Below are 15,641 nucleotides of genomic sequence, written 5' to 3'. Positions count from 1 at the left end.
AATTTTACAATATCATAAAAACAACTATGCAGCCCGAAAAATTTTACTACGATAATAAGATCGTCCGCAATTTTGGTATAGCTACCGTGGTCTGGGGGATCATTGGAATGACGGTAGGTCTTATCATTGCCATACAGTTATATGCCCCTGGCATGAACATGAGTAACCAATATACCACCTATGGCCGTATCCGCCCGTTGCATACCAACGCGGTGATCTTCGCCTTTGTAGGTAATGCCATTTTTATGGGTGTTTATTATTCATTACAGCGACTTTTAAAAGCACGTATGTACAGCGATTGGCTGAGCAAGCTCCATTTCTGGGGATGGCAGCTTATTATAGTATCTGCCGTAATTACATTACCATTAGGTTTTACTACTTCTCATGAATATGCCGAACTGGAATGGCCTATTGATATTGCCATTACGCTCATATGGGTGGTATTTGGCGTAAATATGTTTGGTACTATATTTAAACGCCGCGAACGGCATCTGTATGTTGCCATCTGGTTCTACATCGCCACGTTTGTTACCATTGCGGTTTTGCATATCGTTAACGCTATGGAGTTGCCGGTATCTGCCTGGAAAAGTTATTATATCTACGCAGGTGTGCAGGACGCGCTGGTACAATGGTGGTACGGCCATAATGCCGTAGCTTTTTTTCTGACTACGCCCTACCTGGGTATGATGTACTACTTTCTGCCTAAAATGGCTAACCGGCCTATTTATTCGTACAAGTTAAGTATCCTGCATTTTTGGGCGCTTATATTTATTTATATCTGGGCTGGCCCGCACCATTTGTTATACACCACGTTACCGGGCTGGGCCCAATCGTTAGGTATAGCGTTTTCCATTATGCTTATCGCGCCAAGCTGGGGCGGTATGATCAATGGACTATTAACCCTGCGCGGTGCCTGGGATAAGGTACGTGATGACGTGGTATTGAAATTTATGGTAGTTGGCTTAACCGCCTACGGTATGGCCACATTTGAAGGGCCCATGTTGTCGCTAAAGCAGGTAAACGGCTTCGCTCACTTTAGCGACTGGATCATCGCTCACGTACACGTAGGTGCATTAGGCTGGAATGGTTTTTTAACCTTCGCTATCCTGTATTGGGTTATTCCCCGCATCTACAAAACAGAATTGTTCTCCAAAAAACTATCGGCCTTCCATTTCTGGATAGGTACGCTGGGGATATTATTTTATGCTATCCCTATGTATTGGGCCGGCTTTGCCCAAAGCCTGATGCTGAAAGAATTTACGCCAGAAGGGATGCTGAAATATCCTAACTTTTTGGAATCCACCCTACAGATCTTGCCCATGCACATGATGCGTTCTGCAGGCGGAGCCATGTACCTGCTGGGGGTTATTGTGATGGCCTATAATTTGGCCCGCACCATGATGCAAGGTAGCCTGGTGGCCAATGAAGCTGCGCAGGCTATGCCATTAGCCCCTGTAAATACAGTGGTAAATGAAAAAAGCTGGCACCGCACGCTAGAACGTAAACCTATCCAGATGATGATAGCAGCGTTGCTGGTGATCCTGGTGGGCACATTTGTGGAGTTGATGCCAACACTTACCATCAAATCAAACATCCCAACAATAGCCAGTGTAAAGCCATATACGCCGTTGGAGCTACAGGGGCGTGATATTTATATCAGGGAAGGGTGTGTTAATTGTCATTCGCAAACGGTAAGGCCATTCCGTTCAGAAACCGAGCGGTATGGCGAATACAGCAAGGCCGGTGAATTTGTATACGATCACCCGTTTTTATGGGGATCAAAGCGTACCGGGCCGGATCTGGCAAGGGAAGGTGAAAAGTACGGTAACGCCTGGCACTATAATCACCTGATGGATCCAAGGCTGATGTCGCCGGGTAGTATCATGCCTAACTACGATTGGCTGATCTCGCAGAAACTGGATACCACAACAACCCGGTCAAAAATAAATGCAATGCGCACGCTAGGCGTTCCGTATGCATTAGGATATGAAGATAAGGCTAACCAGGATCTGGATAAACAAGCCAAAGGCATCTCTGATAACCTGGCAAAAGACCACATTAAGGTAAAAAGTAATAAAGAGATCATCGCCATCATTGCTTACCTGCAGCGTTTAGGGGTTGATATTAAAGCCAGCAAAACCGCTAATAAATAACAAGATCATGTTTAAACAATTTACAGAAAACATCACCGCCAACCAGGGGTACCTGCTTTTCTCCTTAGGTATATTCTTTTTATTTTTTGTTGTAGTAACCATTATGCTCATGAGGCTGCGTAAAGAACATGTAACGCACATGAGCGATATGCCATTGCATGATGGGATCAATGAACCTCAACCCAATAATGAGCTATGAAATACGTAAAGCTATTTTTTATACTGCCGTTGTTGGGGCTAACACAAGCCGCAAGTGCCAAGGGTGGCGATAGCCTGATACCCGATGATGTAAAAAACTACATTGCTTATGGCGCTATAGTAACTATGCTTTTGCTGATAGTTATTGCCATGCTGGTACTTGTACGCACATTTAATGTACTCACCAGGCTTGTTTTAAAGGCCGAAGGTTATACAAACGCACAGGTCAGCGCCGAAATGCATCCCCCTAAAAAGCCGAAAAAACCCAAAAAAGAGGTATGGAGCAAACTGCTTTCGCTAAGGCCGATGGCAGAGGAAAAGGAATTGTTGATAGCGCATGATTATGATGGTATCCAGGAATTGGATAACCCTATCCCCGGATGGTTCATGTACCTGTTTTATGCTTCCATCATTTTCGCGGCAGGTTACCTGCTTAATTATCATGTTTTTCATACAGGCCAGTTGCAATACGAAGAATACAAAACAGAAATGGCGCAAGCAGATATCGCTAAAAAACTGTACCTGAGCAAGGCTGCCAGCCAGGTAGATGAAAATACGGTAAAACTGGTTCATGATCCGGAGATATTAAAAGCGGGACAGATGATTTTTGCACAAAATTGCCAGGCCTGCCACGGCGAACACGCGCAAGGTAATGTGGGACCAAACCTTACAGATGATTTTTGGCTGCATGGCGGCAAGATCAATGATCTGTTTAAAATCATCAAATATGGCGTACTGGCAAAAGGGATGCCTACCTGGGAAAAACAATTATCGCCAACACAAATAGCTGATGTGGCCAACTACGTAAAATCATTGCATGGAACCAAGCCTGCCGGGGCAAAAGAGCCACAAGGCACTAAAGAAACAGCAACAAACCAGCTGGCCTCAATCAAATAATTATGGACGGATTACTGGCGGGAAAGGAAACAGGAGCACGGAAGTGGATGTACCCGCTGCTACGTAAAGGTGTTTTATATAAATGGCGTAGCTGGGTAAGCTATTTTTACCTCGTCATTTTTTTTGCTGGTCCGTTTATACGAATCAGCGGGCAGCCTTTGCTGTTGCTCAATTTTATAGACCGGCAGTTTGTGATACTCGGGCAGGTATTTTGGCCGCAGGATATTTTCCTGTTTGTGTTGGCTACATTGGTCTTCCTGGTTTGTATTGTACTGTTTACCATCGTCTTCGGGCGTGTATTCTGCGGCTGGATCTGTCCGCAAACTATCTTTATGGAGATGGTTTTTCGAAAGATAGAGTTCTGGATAGAAGGGGATGCCGCAAAACGCAGAGCATTGGATACAAGACCCTGGGGTAAGGAGAAAATATTTAAGAAAACGGGCAAGCATTTGTTGTTCCTGTTTTTTTCCTTTTTGATTGCCAATACTTTTTTAGCTTATCTGATAGGGAGCGAAGGCTTGTTAAAGATCGTTACAGAACCGGTAAGCTTGCATTGGTCGGGTTTTTTCAGTATCTGGGTGTTTACTATCCTCTTTTATTTGGTATACAGTCAGGTGCGCGAGTTGGTTTGCACGGTGATATGCCCTTACGGACGCCTTCAGGGGGTATTGCTTGACCAAAATACCATAGTGGTGGCTTATGATAATTTGCGAGGTGAGCCCCGTGGAAAATTTTCCAGGGATGCGGAACTTAACACTTCCAAAGGCGATTGTGTGGATTGTGGCCTGTGCGTATCCGTTTGCCCAACAGGTATCGATATTCGCAATGGCACACAAATGGAATGCATCAACTGCACTGCCTGTATTGATGTATGTAACGAGGTAATGATCAAAATAAAAAAGCCGGTTAACCTGGTTGGCTTTTTTTCAGAAAACATGATCCAAAACCGGGTAAAACTCACATTTACCGGTAGGATGAAGGCATACACGGTTATGATCGCCTTATTAATTACGGTGCTTTGCTATTTTATATTTAGTCGCAGCGATTTGAATATGACGGTTATGCGCGGCGCCGGAATGCTTTACCAGGAACAGCCGGGCGGTTACATCAGCAATATATACAATGCCGAGATCATTAATAAAACCAAGGCGAATAAACTCATAACCATACAGCCGGTTGATCCTGCTGTGAAAGTGAAATATATACAGGCACCGGGTACTATCATTGGAGGTACAGCAGCCAAAGCTGTCTTTTTTATACTGGTTCCGGCCGCAAAGATACATGCTGCGAAAACAACCATTAGCTTACAGCTGATACAAAACCACAAGGTTATGCAAACGGTAAATACCGCTTTTGTAGGGCCCGTAAACGATTAATATTATGAACTGGGGAAAAGGAATTATTGGAGGAATGGTGCTTTTTATGCTGTATATCATCAGCATGTGTGTTTATATGTTTATGGCGCCCGATGATGGTTATGATCACCAATATTATGAAAAGGGCCTAAATTTCGATAGGGACTTTAACAAGGAGCGGCTGGTTCTGCAGGATCATGCCCAGCCGTTAATTCAATTATCGGGCAAAACGGTTAGTATAACTTTTATTAAGCCTGCATCCGGCACCGTTAAATTTATCAGGCCATCTAACCAAATGTTGGACAAAGAATTTAAGTTAGATAGTGCAGCCGGGAGGGTAATAGTTATTCCCGCGCAATCCATGGTTACTGGCCGGTGGCAGTTGGTATTGAATTGGGAAAGTAATCGTAAGGMTTACCTGTATCAGCAGGAAATTTATATTAAATGAGCAACAACAGTATCGCTTTCTTTATCGGTTTATTTGGCAGTGTGCATTGCATAGGCATGTGTGGTCCGCTTGCACTGGCAATTCCATCCTTCCAAACCAAATGGTGGCTGATAGTGAGCGATAAACTGCTGTATAATATTGGTCGAGTTATTACTTATTCTTTTTTGGGGTTATTGATTGGTTTATTAGGAAAGCAACTTTGGCTTGCCGGCATGCAACAGGTGGTAAGCCTTTTAAGCGGCACGTTTATTATTATGGCTGGCCTATCGCGTTTATTCAAAATAAGGGTTTCAAAAAATCCGGGCATATCTAAACTATTATCGCCGGTTACCCGATTATTAAATTATGCGCTTAAGCATAAAGCCGGCCATTTAATAGTTGGCATACTGAATGGGTTTTTGCCTTGCGGCTTTGTTTATCTGGCTTTGGTTGGGGCAATTAACACAACATCGCCTGTATCAGCTGCGCAATATATGTTTTGGTTTGGAATGGGCACCTTTCCGCTTATGCTGCTGGCCACTATTGGCTCTGGCTTTATAGGGCCGGTTATCCGCCGCCGCATTAACCGTACCATGCCTTACCTGATGGTTTGTCTTGGATTTTGGTTTATACTGCGTGGGTTAAATCTGGATATCCCATACCTAAGTCCGAAGATCCAACCGTCGGGCATCAGTGTTTGTCACTAATAAATCCATATTCATATGTTACGGCACCTGGGCACCAAACGAACTTACAGACATAATGTTAAGCTGGCTTCTTTGCTGGGTATTACAGCGGGGTTTGTTAACGCAGCCGGATTTTTAGGTTTTGCCGTTTTAACTACTAATGTAACGGCGCATGCCGCGCTGTTTGCCGAACGGATTGCCTTGCAGGATTGGAAAGCTGCGCGGGTAGTAGCTTTGTGGATGTTTTTATTTTTAGCAGGTGCTTTTATCTGCGGTTTAATTGTAGCACGTATTGGTCGTAACCAACGTTTTTCATATGTTGTTCCTATTTTTATCGAGATAGCCATATTATTAACAGTAGCCTTGTTGGGTTACCGCTATGACTACAGCCTGGTGGCTAAAGAAGTATTTGCAGGTAGTTTGCTTTTTGCCATGGGCCTGCAAAACTCGCTGGTATCTATGGTTTCCGGGTCGGTTGTCAGAACAACACATCTAACAGGTACTTTTACAGATCTGGGGATAGAGCTGGCACAGTTCCTTCAAAAAAAGCCAGATGATCGTGCAGCCCTTATATCCCGGATCAAGCTGCGGTCGGCAATCATTTTATTTTTTATGTGCGGCGCTTTGGGTGGAGCCTATCTGTTTCGTTTGATGAGGTTTTACGCATTCTTTATACCTGTGTCAATATTGATTAATACGTTAATACGTTAATATACGATGTTTTCCGGATAGCTGTTAAACGTTATTACCATCAATTGCACCATCCGTTTAAGGGCGAAAAGTGATGAAGGTCATTTTGCAGATAGATCCCCATCATGGTTTAAAATGGCATTCCTAACCATCTTTGATCTATTAAAACATATCAATCATGGCAATTTTGAAATTAAACGCCCCAACATGGGCAGCAACAACTAATCAAAGCAACAATGCAAATTTATGGAACAAATGGCTGGCCGTAGCAGATAGCCAGGCTCCTAATAAAACTATGTGGTTCCTGGTTTCCCTGATGATGCAGGGTGTGCTTTTTTTGCCAATCCCCGCTGTTTTGATGTATTATTTTGATGCACCCATTATTGTATTAGGTGTTACAATGATCTTGTTCTTCGCCAATATCATTGCCGGCATGGGCGGTTCTGGTATCAGAACCGTATTATCTTTCTTTGCAGCCAGTGTAATTATGCACCTGGCTATGCTTGCCGTTTTTATATTATAATTCAACATATTCCTAACAAAACATATGCTACCTAAAACAATGAAAGCAGCGGTTATCCATGAATTTGGATAAGCGCTGCATATCGAAGAAATGCCGGTAAAAGAGCCCGGCGAAAATTAAATAGTGGTAAAAGTGATCGCACGTGGCGTATGCCATACCGATCTGCATGTCTGCCAGGGTGACTGGCCCGCCAAACCTAAACTGCCGCCGATACCGGAAGGAGAACTTGAACAAGTTCTTTTTTCATTTTAGATAGCCATGCTGAACAACTGCGTTGCCTGCTTATCAGCCCATAGCCGGGTATCGAGCGCCATACAAATGTTTCTTAAAAAACCTTTACCTAAGGGCGTTACTTTTAACCCCCAGGAATTAAGTTCAATCAATCCGTCATCGGCCAGGGGCTGTAAACGATCTATGCCGGCAAATAGCGAAACGCAGGGCTCCAGGTGATGGTTCCATATGGTTTCACCTTTGCACATGATGTTTTGGATGTGTTTGCGGATCACCAGGTCATCTGTCGTTAAAAGGTGCCCTTTAAACACAGGTAATTCTCCTTGTTTTACAAGTTGCAGGTATTCCTCCACATTTTTTACATTCTGGGCGAAAGCATATCCTGAGTCGCTGATAGCAGATACCCCAAGCCCAACCGATAGTTGCGTGTGCTGATCTGTGTAGCCCATAAAATTGCGGTACAGGTGGCCGCTTTTCATAGCAGTAAACAATTGATCGCCCGCTAAAGCGAAATGATCCATGCCTATCTCCAGGTAGCCGTAACTGTGTAATAAGGCACGCCCTGTTTCTTGTAATTTTTTTTTGGCTTCGGCATTGGGCAAATCATTTTCTGTAAAAAGGCGTTGGCCCGGTTTTATCCATGGTACATGTGCATAGCTGTAAAAGGCTATCCTATCGGGCATTAGCTCGGCAACCTGTTGTATGGTAGTGGCTAAACCATGTAAGGTTTGTAACGGAAGGCCGTAGATAAGATCGTAATTAACAGATATGTAACCAATGCGACGTGCCTGGCTGGTAACTGTTTGTACCTGTGTGAAGCTTTGTTGACGATTGATAATAGCTTGCACCCTGCGGTCGAAATCCTGAATCCCCAGGCTTAGGCGGCGAAATCCAAGATCATATAATACCTGTAAATGATTAACAGTAGTGTTGGCGGGATGCGCTTCAAAACTAAATACTGCATCGGGATGAACATCTGTATGAAGTAGAATAGCACTGATTAGCATTTTTAAGTTTTCTGAACTAAAAAAAGTTGGGGTGCCGCCGCCAAGATGGAGCTCGCGGATGATGGGCTTTTGACCAAAAATGTTTTTATACAAAGCCCATTCCAATAGCAGGGCTTTAATGTACGGCTCTTCAACGCGGTGATTTTTGGTGATACGGGTATTGCAGCCACAGTATGTACACAGGCTTTCACAAAAGGGGAGATGGATGTAAAGGCTTATGCCTTCTTTAGCATTGCTTTCCTCAAAAGATCGCCTTACGGTTTGTTTCCAATAGGTTTTGTTAAAAGCGGCAACATCCCAATAAGGCATAGTTGGGTAACTGGTATAACGGGGTAAGGCCACATTGTACTTTATAGCAAGGTCGATATTTTCTGGAACTGGCATGTAAATGATTTTTACAATTGTGCTTTATCAATGGCTCGGCAGTCTTTTTGGCAAATACAGGCTTTACCCACGCATTTGTTCAACTGCCACAGGTCCAGGTTTTTAATGGTCTGGTCGGCAATTTCCTGCAGTGCTTCTTTGGTTAAATAGGCCTGGTGAGGTGTTATCAGTACATTGGGATAATCCAGTAAGCTGTGCAGTAAAGGATCTTTGACCATATCGCCTTCGTGATCTTCAAAAAACAGCCCTTTTTCAAATTCATAAACATCCAGGCCGAGGTAACCTATTTTCCCGCTTTTTAATCCCGCTATAATATCTGTCGTTCTGATAAGCGCTCCCCTGGAGGTATTGATCAGCATCACACCACTCTTCATCCTGTCGATGGTTTCCCTTTTAACCAGGTGCTTCGTGGCAGCTGTAAGCGGTAAATGCAAAGAGATAATGTCGGCGGTGATTAATAAGTCGTCAAAACTGACACATTCTATATCAGATAGGTTTTCGGGAAAGTTTGGGTCGCAGGCAATTACTCTACATCCCAATCCATTAAATATTTTCGCGACCGCTTTACCTGTATTACCCAGGCCAACAAGGCCAACGGTTTTTCCGGCAAAATTAAAGCCGATCAGTTCATCGTTCCTGAAATCAAAGTGGTGACTATGCTGATCTGCCGTAACCAGGTGACGGTTTAGCGCGAAAGCCAGAGCAACCGCGTGTTCGGCAATTGCCTGTGGAGAATAGGAGGGCACATTGGATATTTTGATGTCAAATTGTGCAGCGGTATCTTTGTCGATATGATCGGTGCCGGTAGAGCGGGTGACAATATATTTTACGCCCGATTTGGCTAGTTTTTCAATAACCGCTGCCGATACATCATCATTGGTAAATACGATAACTGCATCCTTGCCATCCGCATAGATTGCGGTATCCTGGCTTAGTGCATTGGATATCAGAGTGATATCGTGCTTCTTTTCGTTGGCTTTGGCCAGATACTCTTTCTCAAATGGTTTTATACTATAAGCTACCGCTTTCATCCGATTCTGTTTTATTAAACAAAACTATGGTTAAGGCAACGTTTAGGGTATGCTTATCATCAGGCAAAAAAGTGATCTTCGTCAGTTCTTCATTTTAATAAGGCGCTCAAGGTCGAGGATAGTAATAGTACCGCCTTTTTTGTCAATCAGCGTTTCATCCTTAAAATCGGCAAGTGTACGGCTTACCGTTTCGGTAGCCATACCGGCCAGGGCAGCCAGGTCTTCCCGCGATATTTTAAAGCTCATTTCTGCACTATTCTGCTGCCGGTAAATTCGCAGGATGGCTTCGGCCATTTTTTTACGAACGGAATGGTAAGCTAATTGCAGCAGCTGCTCTTCTTTTTCGCGGATATCATTAGCTAATAGTTTAATGAATGTCCTGGCCACTTCCGGGTACATGTTCAACAATTCATCCAACTGGTCTCTCGGTATCAGGCAAAGCTGGCAGTCTTCTAAAGCAGAAGCAGTATCCGCATAAGCTTCGTTACTTAGAATGGCGTGAATACCCAGGTAATCATCTGCAGCGTAGATACCGGTCATGAGCTCCCTGCCGTCGCTAACTTGTTTTATGGTTTTTATCTTGCCGCTCATCACCAGGTAAAGCCCGTACCCCTTATCTCCCTCGTAATAAATTACCTGCCCTTTTTTAAATTGCCGTATTTTACGCTCCTGGATAATTTTTTTTAATTCAACCAGCCCTTCGCTTTTGGCCACCAGCGTATGTAATCGGTCAAGACTTTTGCTGTATAACTGGTGTATGCTATCTTGTTTTTTTAGTCTTGTTTCAATGGCGTTCAGCAGTTCCATATCATCAAAGGGCTTGGTAAGGTAGTCATCGGCACCCATTTCCATGCCCTTGCGCTGGTCGAGCCGTTCTGCTTTGGCGGTTAAAAAGATAAATGGTACCGCGGCCATTTCCGGATGTTTATTCAGCATAAAGAGTACGCCATAGCCATCCAGTTCGGGCATCATGATATCGCAAAGTATAATATCCGGGATGTTTTTCAGGGCTACGTCGACACCCGTTTTACCGTTATCAGTTTCAAATACAGTATAACCGGCAAGCTGTAAAATTTCCGCAATGTTTTCACGGATATCATTGTTGTCTTCGATGATCAATACTTTTTTGCTCATTGGTTGGGGAATGAAATGGTGAATAAGGTGCCATGGTTCACATTGCTTTGAAAATCGATGGTGCCATTCATCAGCCTGGCATAACGGGCCACAATGTTTAAACCCAGGCCTGTTCCGGGAATATTACCCGTGTTATGTGCCCTGAAAAAGGCTTCAAAAAGATGTTTCTGGTCTGCTTCGGGAATCCCAATGCCATTATCCTTAATGATGATGTGATAGCCGGCTTCGTTGATTTCGGTATTAAACTCAATAAATGTGTTTTCCCCCGAATACTTGATTGCATTGGCGATGAGGTTGATGATACAATTTTTAAGGAGGCTGGCATCCAGATTTGCTATATGGCTTATACCGGTATGCTGATAAATGATGTTCTGGTTTTGTTTGGCCAGCATCTGCATTTCTTCGGTAATCTCCTCAGCCAGTTTTACAAGGTCAAAACGACTGAAACTTGGCTCCACCCGTCCTGCTTCCAGTTTTTCCAGGGACAAAAAATCGTTGAGGATACCTGTAAGGTTGCCAACCGCTTGTTTGATGCGGGCAACATGCTTGGTTATATTAGGGTTGTTAAAAGGCTGTGCGTATTTGTCAATCAGGGATGCAGAAAGCTGCACGGCACTTAGCGGCGTACGAAATTCATGCGAGGCCATTGATACAAAACGGCTTTTTAACTGGCCCAGTTCTTTTTCTTTTTCAAGTGAAAGGCTAACTTCTTCCTTTGCCTGGCTCAAAGCCTCAACGGTATTCCGGAGCGATTGTGTTCTTTCTTCAACAAGGTCCTCGAGGTGTGCGGCATATTCCTTGAGTTGATGTTCTGCCTCCTTTTCACGGCTCAGGTCATGGATAAATCCGGCATAGATTTGTCGTCCGGAGTATTTTACCTCGCTTACAGCAAGACGGAACGGGAATTGTACGCCATCTTTCCTTAAACCGGTTACTTCGCGGCCAATACCAATAATATGCGCATGCCCGGTACGCTGATAGCGGTTTAAATACTCATCATGCTGCTGCTTATCAGGAGGTGGCATTAATACGGATACATTTTTGCCAATAACATCTTCGGGCGAATACTGGAAAAGTTTACATGCAGCCGGATTGATTGATTCTATGTTACCTCTTGCATCTATGGTAATAATACCATCAATAGCATTGTCAATTATCGCACGTAAAAGGGCTGCATTCTCCATATATAGATTTTTGACCGAATGGCCATTTATCAAATATCAGCATAAGCTATTACACAACAAGTAATTAATTTCATGCCGAAAGGTGACGAAGATCATTTTTTAGCAAACCAGGTGATCTTTATCAGTTAATGGCCGAAACAAAAATTATTTCGGTTCCTTGAACTGGTAATATTCCTTACGCTTTTCTCCCGGCTGTTCCTGCAGGTATCCTGCCTATATACATGCTGCTAAATATGCCTGCCAATTCTGCCTGATCCCTGAATAATTTTAATGAAAAAGGCCTTAATAGCTATTGTTATCACGTAAAGCTGTTACAGTTGTGATTAAGTATTAGATGCAATACAGGCTTAGGCTGGTGTGGTGAAAACACCGACCAGAGGCTAAAAAGTGCTGGCAAAATCAACTACAACCTGTTGGTTTTTAGTATTGCAAGAATCAATTTAAATGCTTAGCTTTAAGTGTCTTAAATCAATGTAACTTATCTTTTCTTTATTGACAAATGTAAATGTTTATTTATGAAAAAGGTTTTGTACTTGCTCTGTTTCCTTATTGCACTTATGGTTACTAATACCGCCTCGTCACAAGGATTCTTAAAGAAGCTCAAAGACAAGGTGAATAAAGCAGTAAATAAGGAAGTAGACAAAAAGGCCGGCATTCCTCCTGAAACCGGATCAGGCAATAGTAACTCCGGCTCTTCCGGTAACCCCTCCAATAAAGGCGGTGGCGGATTAAGTAATACTGCCCCCCCTGATGTAAAAGCTCAAATGGCAGAAGCTGAAACGGCCCATGCGGCTAAGAATTACAGCGATGTCCGGTATTCGTTACAGCAGGCGCTCATGGGTGTAGAGATTCAATTGGGTCGACAGATTCTCAAATCTTTACCCGCTTCGGTAGTCGCTTTAAACGTAGATACACTACAGGACATAGTAATGAGTACTCAATGGGGTTGGAGTAACCTGAACATTCACCGGGTGTGGAAAAACAACGCCGATAAACAGTTGACAATTACTGTTGGAAATGCAGGAATCTATGCAGGTTTAGCTGCTTTATATTTTTCAAATGTCGGTATGATCGAAGCCAATGGCGCTAAACAAAATTTTAAACAGGTGAGAGTCAAAGGCAACAAAGCAATCATTCAATACGAAGACAGTAAGGGATATACACTGATAGTATCCATTGGCCAAAATTCCATGATTGTTTGGGAGTGTATCAACTTTGCCAACGAGCAGGAAGTGATGACTGCTGCTAATACTTTTGATATTGACGGAATAAAAAAGATGCTTGGGGAACAATAATTTTAATCTCAACAAAAAAATTCATGAAGCGTTTTATAACATTAATCGCAGTCATCGCCTTTATAAGTACTGGCGTTGCACAGGATTTCACTAAAGCAATGACCACTGCTAAAACTGCCTACCGTGCAGGCAAACTGGAAGAAACACATTTTGCTCTGCAGCAAGCCATGCAGGAAGTTGACCTGATAATTGGTAAGGAAGTGCTAAAATTGTTGCCACCTAAAATGGATGCAATGGAAATCATTGCAAAGGAAGATAATGTTGCTTCCAATATTGGTTACGTTGGAGCTACTATACACCGCTCTTATGAGAAAGGCGGCAGGAAAGCTGATATTTCTATCATCAGTAATTCCCCATTGGTTGCTATGACGAATACGGTATTAAATACACCTCTTTTAGGTGGAATGATGAATGATGGTAAGACCAAAACTGTAAAAGTACAGGGTTATAAAGCAAGGCTTGAAAAACAGACAGGTAGCACAAATGACAAAAATGATTACGAGTTACAGATACCCTTGGGAAGTGCTTTAATTACTTTTAAAGTAGATGATTGTACAGATACACAAATACTGGAATTTGCAGAAACAATTCCATTGCAAAAGATAGCTAAACTGATCCAATAACTGGTGTCCTATTTAACCGGTGCTCCAGTTGGTTTTTTCACCCCATAGGTGATCATTTTTTTGACTTTACCGTTGAACAGTTCGTAGATATCGCAATAATACATATCAAATACCTTTCCGTCACGGTTCTGGCATTGCACTTCACCGCTCACTGATGCCTGGTCTCCGTCAATCAAAAAATGATCCTGAGTGCAGGTGATCACTTTAATTTCCGGGTTGTTTGAAAAAAAATGGCCGATGTTTTCCTTACCGGATATGACATCATCACCTAAGATATGCCACTCCACATCATCGGCCATATATTTTATTATTGTTTCGTCATCGTTATCATTAAAAGCTTTAATGATAATCTCGATAATTTGCCTGTTTTCCATACCTGTTATATTTAAAAAGTTCATATACAAATATAGTATTGCTATAAAGTAAACCGGGTGTCATTAAGCGACATTGTACATGGCTATACGCGACAATTTGTAGAGCCGATGGTCCGGTCATCAATTACTTATCTCTATCGAATCGTAACAATTTATTGGCGGCTCCATTTTATTGCATTTTTATGGTGTAAATAAGGTAGATAAAATTGCTGATAAAATTGCTTTTTAGCATCCCTATAATGACTCACCGCCCCAGCATATTTATTCAGCTTATGGTCGGCATTTTCACCACACCATCTGTTAATAATCTGGTTTTCTAAAAAGGCCTTAATAGGTTATCACGAGTGAAATATTGTCGCAATATGCCTCTAAAATGGCGTGAACGGCACTAATCCGGAAGAGAAAAATCATTTAATTTTGAGGTAGTTAATAATTTGTTCAAAACAATTAGCGCCTACGATCTTTAACAATATATAACATCAAAACCATTTACCTATGTTACCCATCAAACCACACCTCTGGTTCGACCAGGAAGCAAAACAAGCAGCTGAATTCTATGCAACCTTAATGCCCGGCTCGGCTGTTAATTATGTAAATCATTTTCCAATGCCTGGTGGCGGCGAATGCGAAGTAGTTGAATTTACCGTTGCCGGCCAGCCGTTCCTGGGTATTAGTTCAGAGCACAAGCTTGGGATCAATCCATCCATTTCCTTCATGATCAACTTCGACCCCTCGCGTGACCCGGATGCCACTAAGCACATCGACGCGGTTTGGAGCAAGCTGATTGAGAACGGAAAAGTACTGATGCCGCTGGATAGCTATCCTTTTAGTGCACGCTATGGCTGGGTAGCCGATAAATACGGCGTATCCTGGCAACTCATCCTGACTAACCCGTCGGGCGAGGAAAGGCCCGTGATTGTTCCGTCGCTGCTGTTCACCCAACCGATGGCCGGTAAAGCCGATGAAGCCATCGGCTTTTACTGCTCGGTATTTAAAGACAGCAAACGCGGTAATACCGCTCCGCGCCCGGAGGATATGGGGCCGGATAAAGCGGGCACACTTATGTACGCTGATTTTTACGTTGATAAAACCTGGCTGGCCGCTATGGATAGCGCGCATCAGCATGGATTCGGTTTTAACGACGCGGTGTCGTTATTGATCCCATGTGAAACCCAGGAAGAAATTGACTACTATTGGTCGGCACTTTCGGCTGATGGCGAACCCGGCCAATGCGGCTGGCTGAAGGATAAATACGGTGTATCCTGGCAGGTGGCCTCCACCGTGATGTTAGATGCGCTCAGGAACGGCAGCCCCGAACAGATAGCGCGCATTACGCAAATTTTTATGACAATGAAGAAAGTTGACATCGAAACCCTGCAGCGGGCTTATAATGGTGAGTGATCAATTGATTTTGCTTATCCAGGTCTGTGAGTATAACGGAATTCGTCT

Annotated in this window: 16 protein-coding genes; 11 read left to right on the top strand and 5 right to left on the bottom strand. The window is 43.2% G+C overall.

Annotated elements, in window-relative coordinates; all coding sequences use genetic code 11:
• The first annotated feature begins 26 nt into the window (after positions 1 to 26).
• The 8 genes from ccoN (at position 27) to AC1DO4_RS18255 (ending at position 6,929) form a co-directional block, all read left to right on the top strand.
• On the top strand, positions 27 to 2,153 hold the full coding sequence (gene ccoN / locus AC1DO4_RS18290) for a cytochrome-c oxidase, cbb3-type subunit I (RefSeq protein WP_477418401.1): 2,127 nt from the start codon (positions 27 to 29) through the stop codon (positions 2,151 to 2,153).
• 7 nt (positions 2,154 to 2,160) lie between these two features.
• On the top strand, positions 2,161 to 2,352 hold the full coding sequence (locus AC1DO4_RS18285; RefSeq protein ID WP_477418399.1) for a hypothetical protein: 192 nt from the start codon (positions 2,161 to 2,163) through the stop codon (positions 2,350 to 2,352).
• Positions 2,349 to 3,248 (top strand): cbb3-type cytochrome c oxidase N-terminal domain-containing protein, encoded by a 900-nt coding sequence (locus AC1DO4_RS18280; RefSeq protein WP_477418396.1) that lies wholly within the window; start codon positions 2,349 to 2,351, stop codon positions 3,246 to 3,248. Before AC1DO4_RS18285 ends, AC1DO4_RS18280 begins: the two co-directional genes overlap by 4 nt.
• A 2-nt stretch (positions 3,249 to 3,250) precedes the next feature.
• Positions 3,251 to 4,624 carry a cytochrome c oxidase accessory protein CcoG gene (gene ccoG, locus AC1DO4_RS18275; protein WP_477418394.1) on the top strand — a complete coding sequence of 458 codons (1,374 nt, stop codon included), beginning with the start codon at positions 3,251 to 3,253 and terminating at the stop codon, positions 4,622 to 4,624.
• 4 nt (positions 4,625 to 4,628) lie between these two features.
• A complete protein-coding gene (locus tag AC1DO4_RS18270) occupies positions 4,629 to 5,051 on the top strand; it encodes a FixH family protein (protein ID WP_477418392.1) in 423 nt (140 codons plus the stop codon).
• Complete coding sequence (locus AC1DO4_RS18265; RefSeq protein WP_477418390.1) at positions 5,048 to 5,737, top strand: sulfite exporter TauE/SafE family protein; 690 nt, start codon at positions 5,048 to 5,050, stop codon at positions 5,735 to 5,737. Before AC1DO4_RS18270 ends, AC1DO4_RS18265 begins: the two co-directional genes overlap by 4 nt.
• Before the next feature lie 15 nt (positions 5,738 to 5,752).
• On the top strand, positions 5,753 to 6,427 hold the full coding sequence (locus tag AC1DO4_RS18260; RefSeq protein ID WP_477418388.1) for a YoaK family protein: 675 nt from the start codon (positions 5,753 to 5,755) through the stop codon (positions 6,425 to 6,427).
• Positions 6,428 to 6,584: 157 nt separating this feature from the next.
• Positions 6,585 to 6,929, top strand: coding sequence for a hypothetical protein (locus tag AC1DO4_RS18255; RefSeq protein WP_477418386.1), 345 nt, complete (start codon positions 6,585 to 6,587; stop codon positions 6,927 to 6,929).
• Between the two features lie 248 nt (positions 6,930 to 7,177).
• On the opposite strand, the gene hemN is transcribed toward AC1DO4_RS18255, so the two are convergent.
• The 4 genes from hemN to AC1DO4_RS18235 form a co-directional block, all read right to left on the bottom strand.
• Positions 7,178 to 8,551 (bottom strand): oxygen-independent coproporphyrinogen III oxidase, encoded by a 1,374-nt coding sequence (gene hemN / locus AC1DO4_RS18250; RefSeq protein WP_477418384.1) that lies wholly within the window; start codon positions 8,549 to 8,551, stop codon positions 7,178 to 7,180.
• An 11-nt stretch (positions 8,552 to 8,562) separates the two neighbouring features.
• Positions 8,563 to 9,582 (bottom strand): 2-hydroxyacid dehydrogenase, encoded by a 1,020-nt coding sequence (locus AC1DO4_RS18245; RefSeq protein ID WP_477418382.1) that lies wholly within the window; start codon positions 9,580 to 9,582, stop codon positions 8,563 to 8,565.
• An 81-nt stretch (positions 9,583 to 9,663) separates the two neighbouring features.
• Positions 9,664 to 10,716 carry a response regulator gene (locus AC1DO4_RS18240; protein WP_477418380.1) on the bottom strand — a complete coding sequence of 351 codons (1,053 nt, stop codon included), beginning with the start codon at positions 10,714 to 10,716 and terminating at the stop codon, positions 9,664 to 9,666.
• Positions 10,713 to 11,900: a PAS domain-containing sensor histidine kinase gene (locus tag AC1DO4_RS18235; RefSeq protein WP_477418378.1), complete on the bottom strand. Its 1,188-nt coding sequence runs from the start codon at positions 11,898 to 11,900 to the stop codon at positions 10,713 to 10,715. The genes AC1DO4_RS18240 and AC1DO4_RS18235 overlap by 4 nt, the downstream gene beginning before the upstream one ends.
• 515 nt (positions 11,901 to 12,415) lie before the next feature.
• Between AC1DO4_RS18235 and AC1DO4_RS18230 the strand changes: the two genes are divergently transcribed.
• Positions 12,416 to 13,195: a hypothetical protein gene (locus AC1DO4_RS18230; RefSeq protein ID WP_477418376.1), complete on the top strand. Its 780-nt coding sequence runs from the start codon at positions 12,416 to 12,418 to the stop codon at positions 13,193 to 13,195.
• 23 nt (positions 13,196 to 13,218) lie between these two features.
• Positions 13,219 to 13,818: a hypothetical protein gene (locus tag AC1DO4_RS18225; RefSeq protein ID WP_477418374.1), complete on the top strand. Its 600-nt coding sequence runs from the start codon at positions 13,219 to 13,221 to the stop codon at positions 13,816 to 13,818.
• 8 nt (positions 13,819 to 13,826) lie between these two features.
• On the opposite strand, the gene AC1DO4_RS18220 is transcribed toward AC1DO4_RS18225, so the two are convergent.
• Positions 13,827 to 14,216, bottom strand: a complete 390-nt coding sequence (locus tag AC1DO4_RS18220) for a nuclear transport factor 2 family protein (RefSeq protein ID WP_477418372.1) — start codon at positions 14,214 to 14,216, stop codon at positions 13,827 to 13,829.
• A gap of 471 nt (positions 14,217 to 14,687) precedes the next feature.
• On the opposite strand from AC1DO4_RS18220, the gene AC1DO4_RS18215 reads away from it, so the two are divergent.
• The gene (locus tag AC1DO4_RS18215; RefSeq protein ID WP_477418370.1) at positions 14,688 to 15,593 is read left to right on the top strand and encodes a VOC family protein; all 906 of its coding nucleotides are present in this window, start codon (positions 14,688 to 14,690) and stop codon (positions 15,591 to 15,593) included.
• Positions 15,594 to 15,641: the final 48 nt, after the last annotated feature.

Source organism: Mucilaginibacter sp. P5_A6 (genome assembly GCF_056400585.1).
Note: the sequence above shows the minus strand (reverse complement) of the source record. Positions and strands in the feature narration are given on the sequence as shown.

Bases quoted from the DNA above. Each gene is read 5' to 3' on its own strand.
- ccoN (WP_477418401.1), top strand. From the start codon at position 27: ATGCAGCCCGAAAAATTTTACTACGATAATAAGATCGTCCGCAATTTT.
- AC1DO4_RS18285 (WP_477418399.1), top strand. From the start codon at position 2,161: ATGTTTAAACAATTTACAGAAAACATCACCGCCAACCAGGGGTACCTG.
- AC1DO4_RS18280 (WP_477418396.1), top strand. From the start codon at position 2,349: ATGAAATACGTAAAGCTATTTTTTATACTGCCGTTGTTGGGGCTAACA.
- ccoG (WP_477418394.1), top strand. From the start codon at position 3,251: ATGGACGGATTACTGGCGGGAAAGGAAACAGGAGCACGGAAGTGGATG.
- AC1DO4_RS18265 (WP_477418390.1), top strand. From the start codon at position 5,048: ATGAGCAACAACAGTATCGCTTTCTTTATCGGTTTATTTGGCAGTGTG.
- AC1DO4_RS18260 (WP_477418388.1), top strand. From the start codon at position 5,753: ATGTTACGGCACCTGGGCACCAAACGAACTTACAGACATAATGTTAAG.
- AC1DO4_RS18255 (WP_477418386.1), top strand. From the start codon at position 6,585: ATGGCAATTTTGAAATTAAACGCCCCAACATGGGCAGCAACAACTAAT.
- hemN (WP_477418384.1), bottom strand. From the start codon at position 8,551: ATGCCAGTTCCAGAAAATATCGACCTTGCTATAAAGTACAATGTGGCC.
- AC1DO4_RS18245 (WP_477418382.1), bottom strand. From the start codon at position 9,582: ATGAAAGCGGTAGCTTATAGTATAAAACCATTTGAGAAAGAGTATCTG.
- AC1DO4_RS18240 (WP_477418380.1), bottom strand. From the start codon at position 10,716: ATGAGCAAAAAAGTATTGATCATCGAAGACAACAATGATATCCGTGAA.
- AC1DO4_RS18235 (WP_477418378.1), bottom strand. From the start codon at position 11,900: ATGGAGAATGCAGCCCTTTTACGTGCGATAATTGACAATGCTATTGAT.
- AC1DO4_RS18230 (WP_477418376.1), top strand. From the start codon at position 12,416: ATGAAAAAGGTTTTGTACTTGCTCTGTTTCCTTATTGCACTTATGGTT.
- AC1DO4_RS18225 (WP_477418374.1), top strand. From the start codon at position 13,219: ATGAAGCGTTTTATAACATTAATCGCAGTCATCGCCTTTATAAGTACT.
- AC1DO4_RS18220 (WP_477418372.1), bottom strand. From the start codon at position 14,216: ATGAACTTTTTAAATATAACAGGTATGGAAAACAGGCAAATTATCGAG.
- AC1DO4_RS18215 (WP_477418370.1), top strand. From the start codon at position 14,688: ATGTTACCCATCAAACCACACCTCTGGTTCGACCAGGAAGCAAAACAA.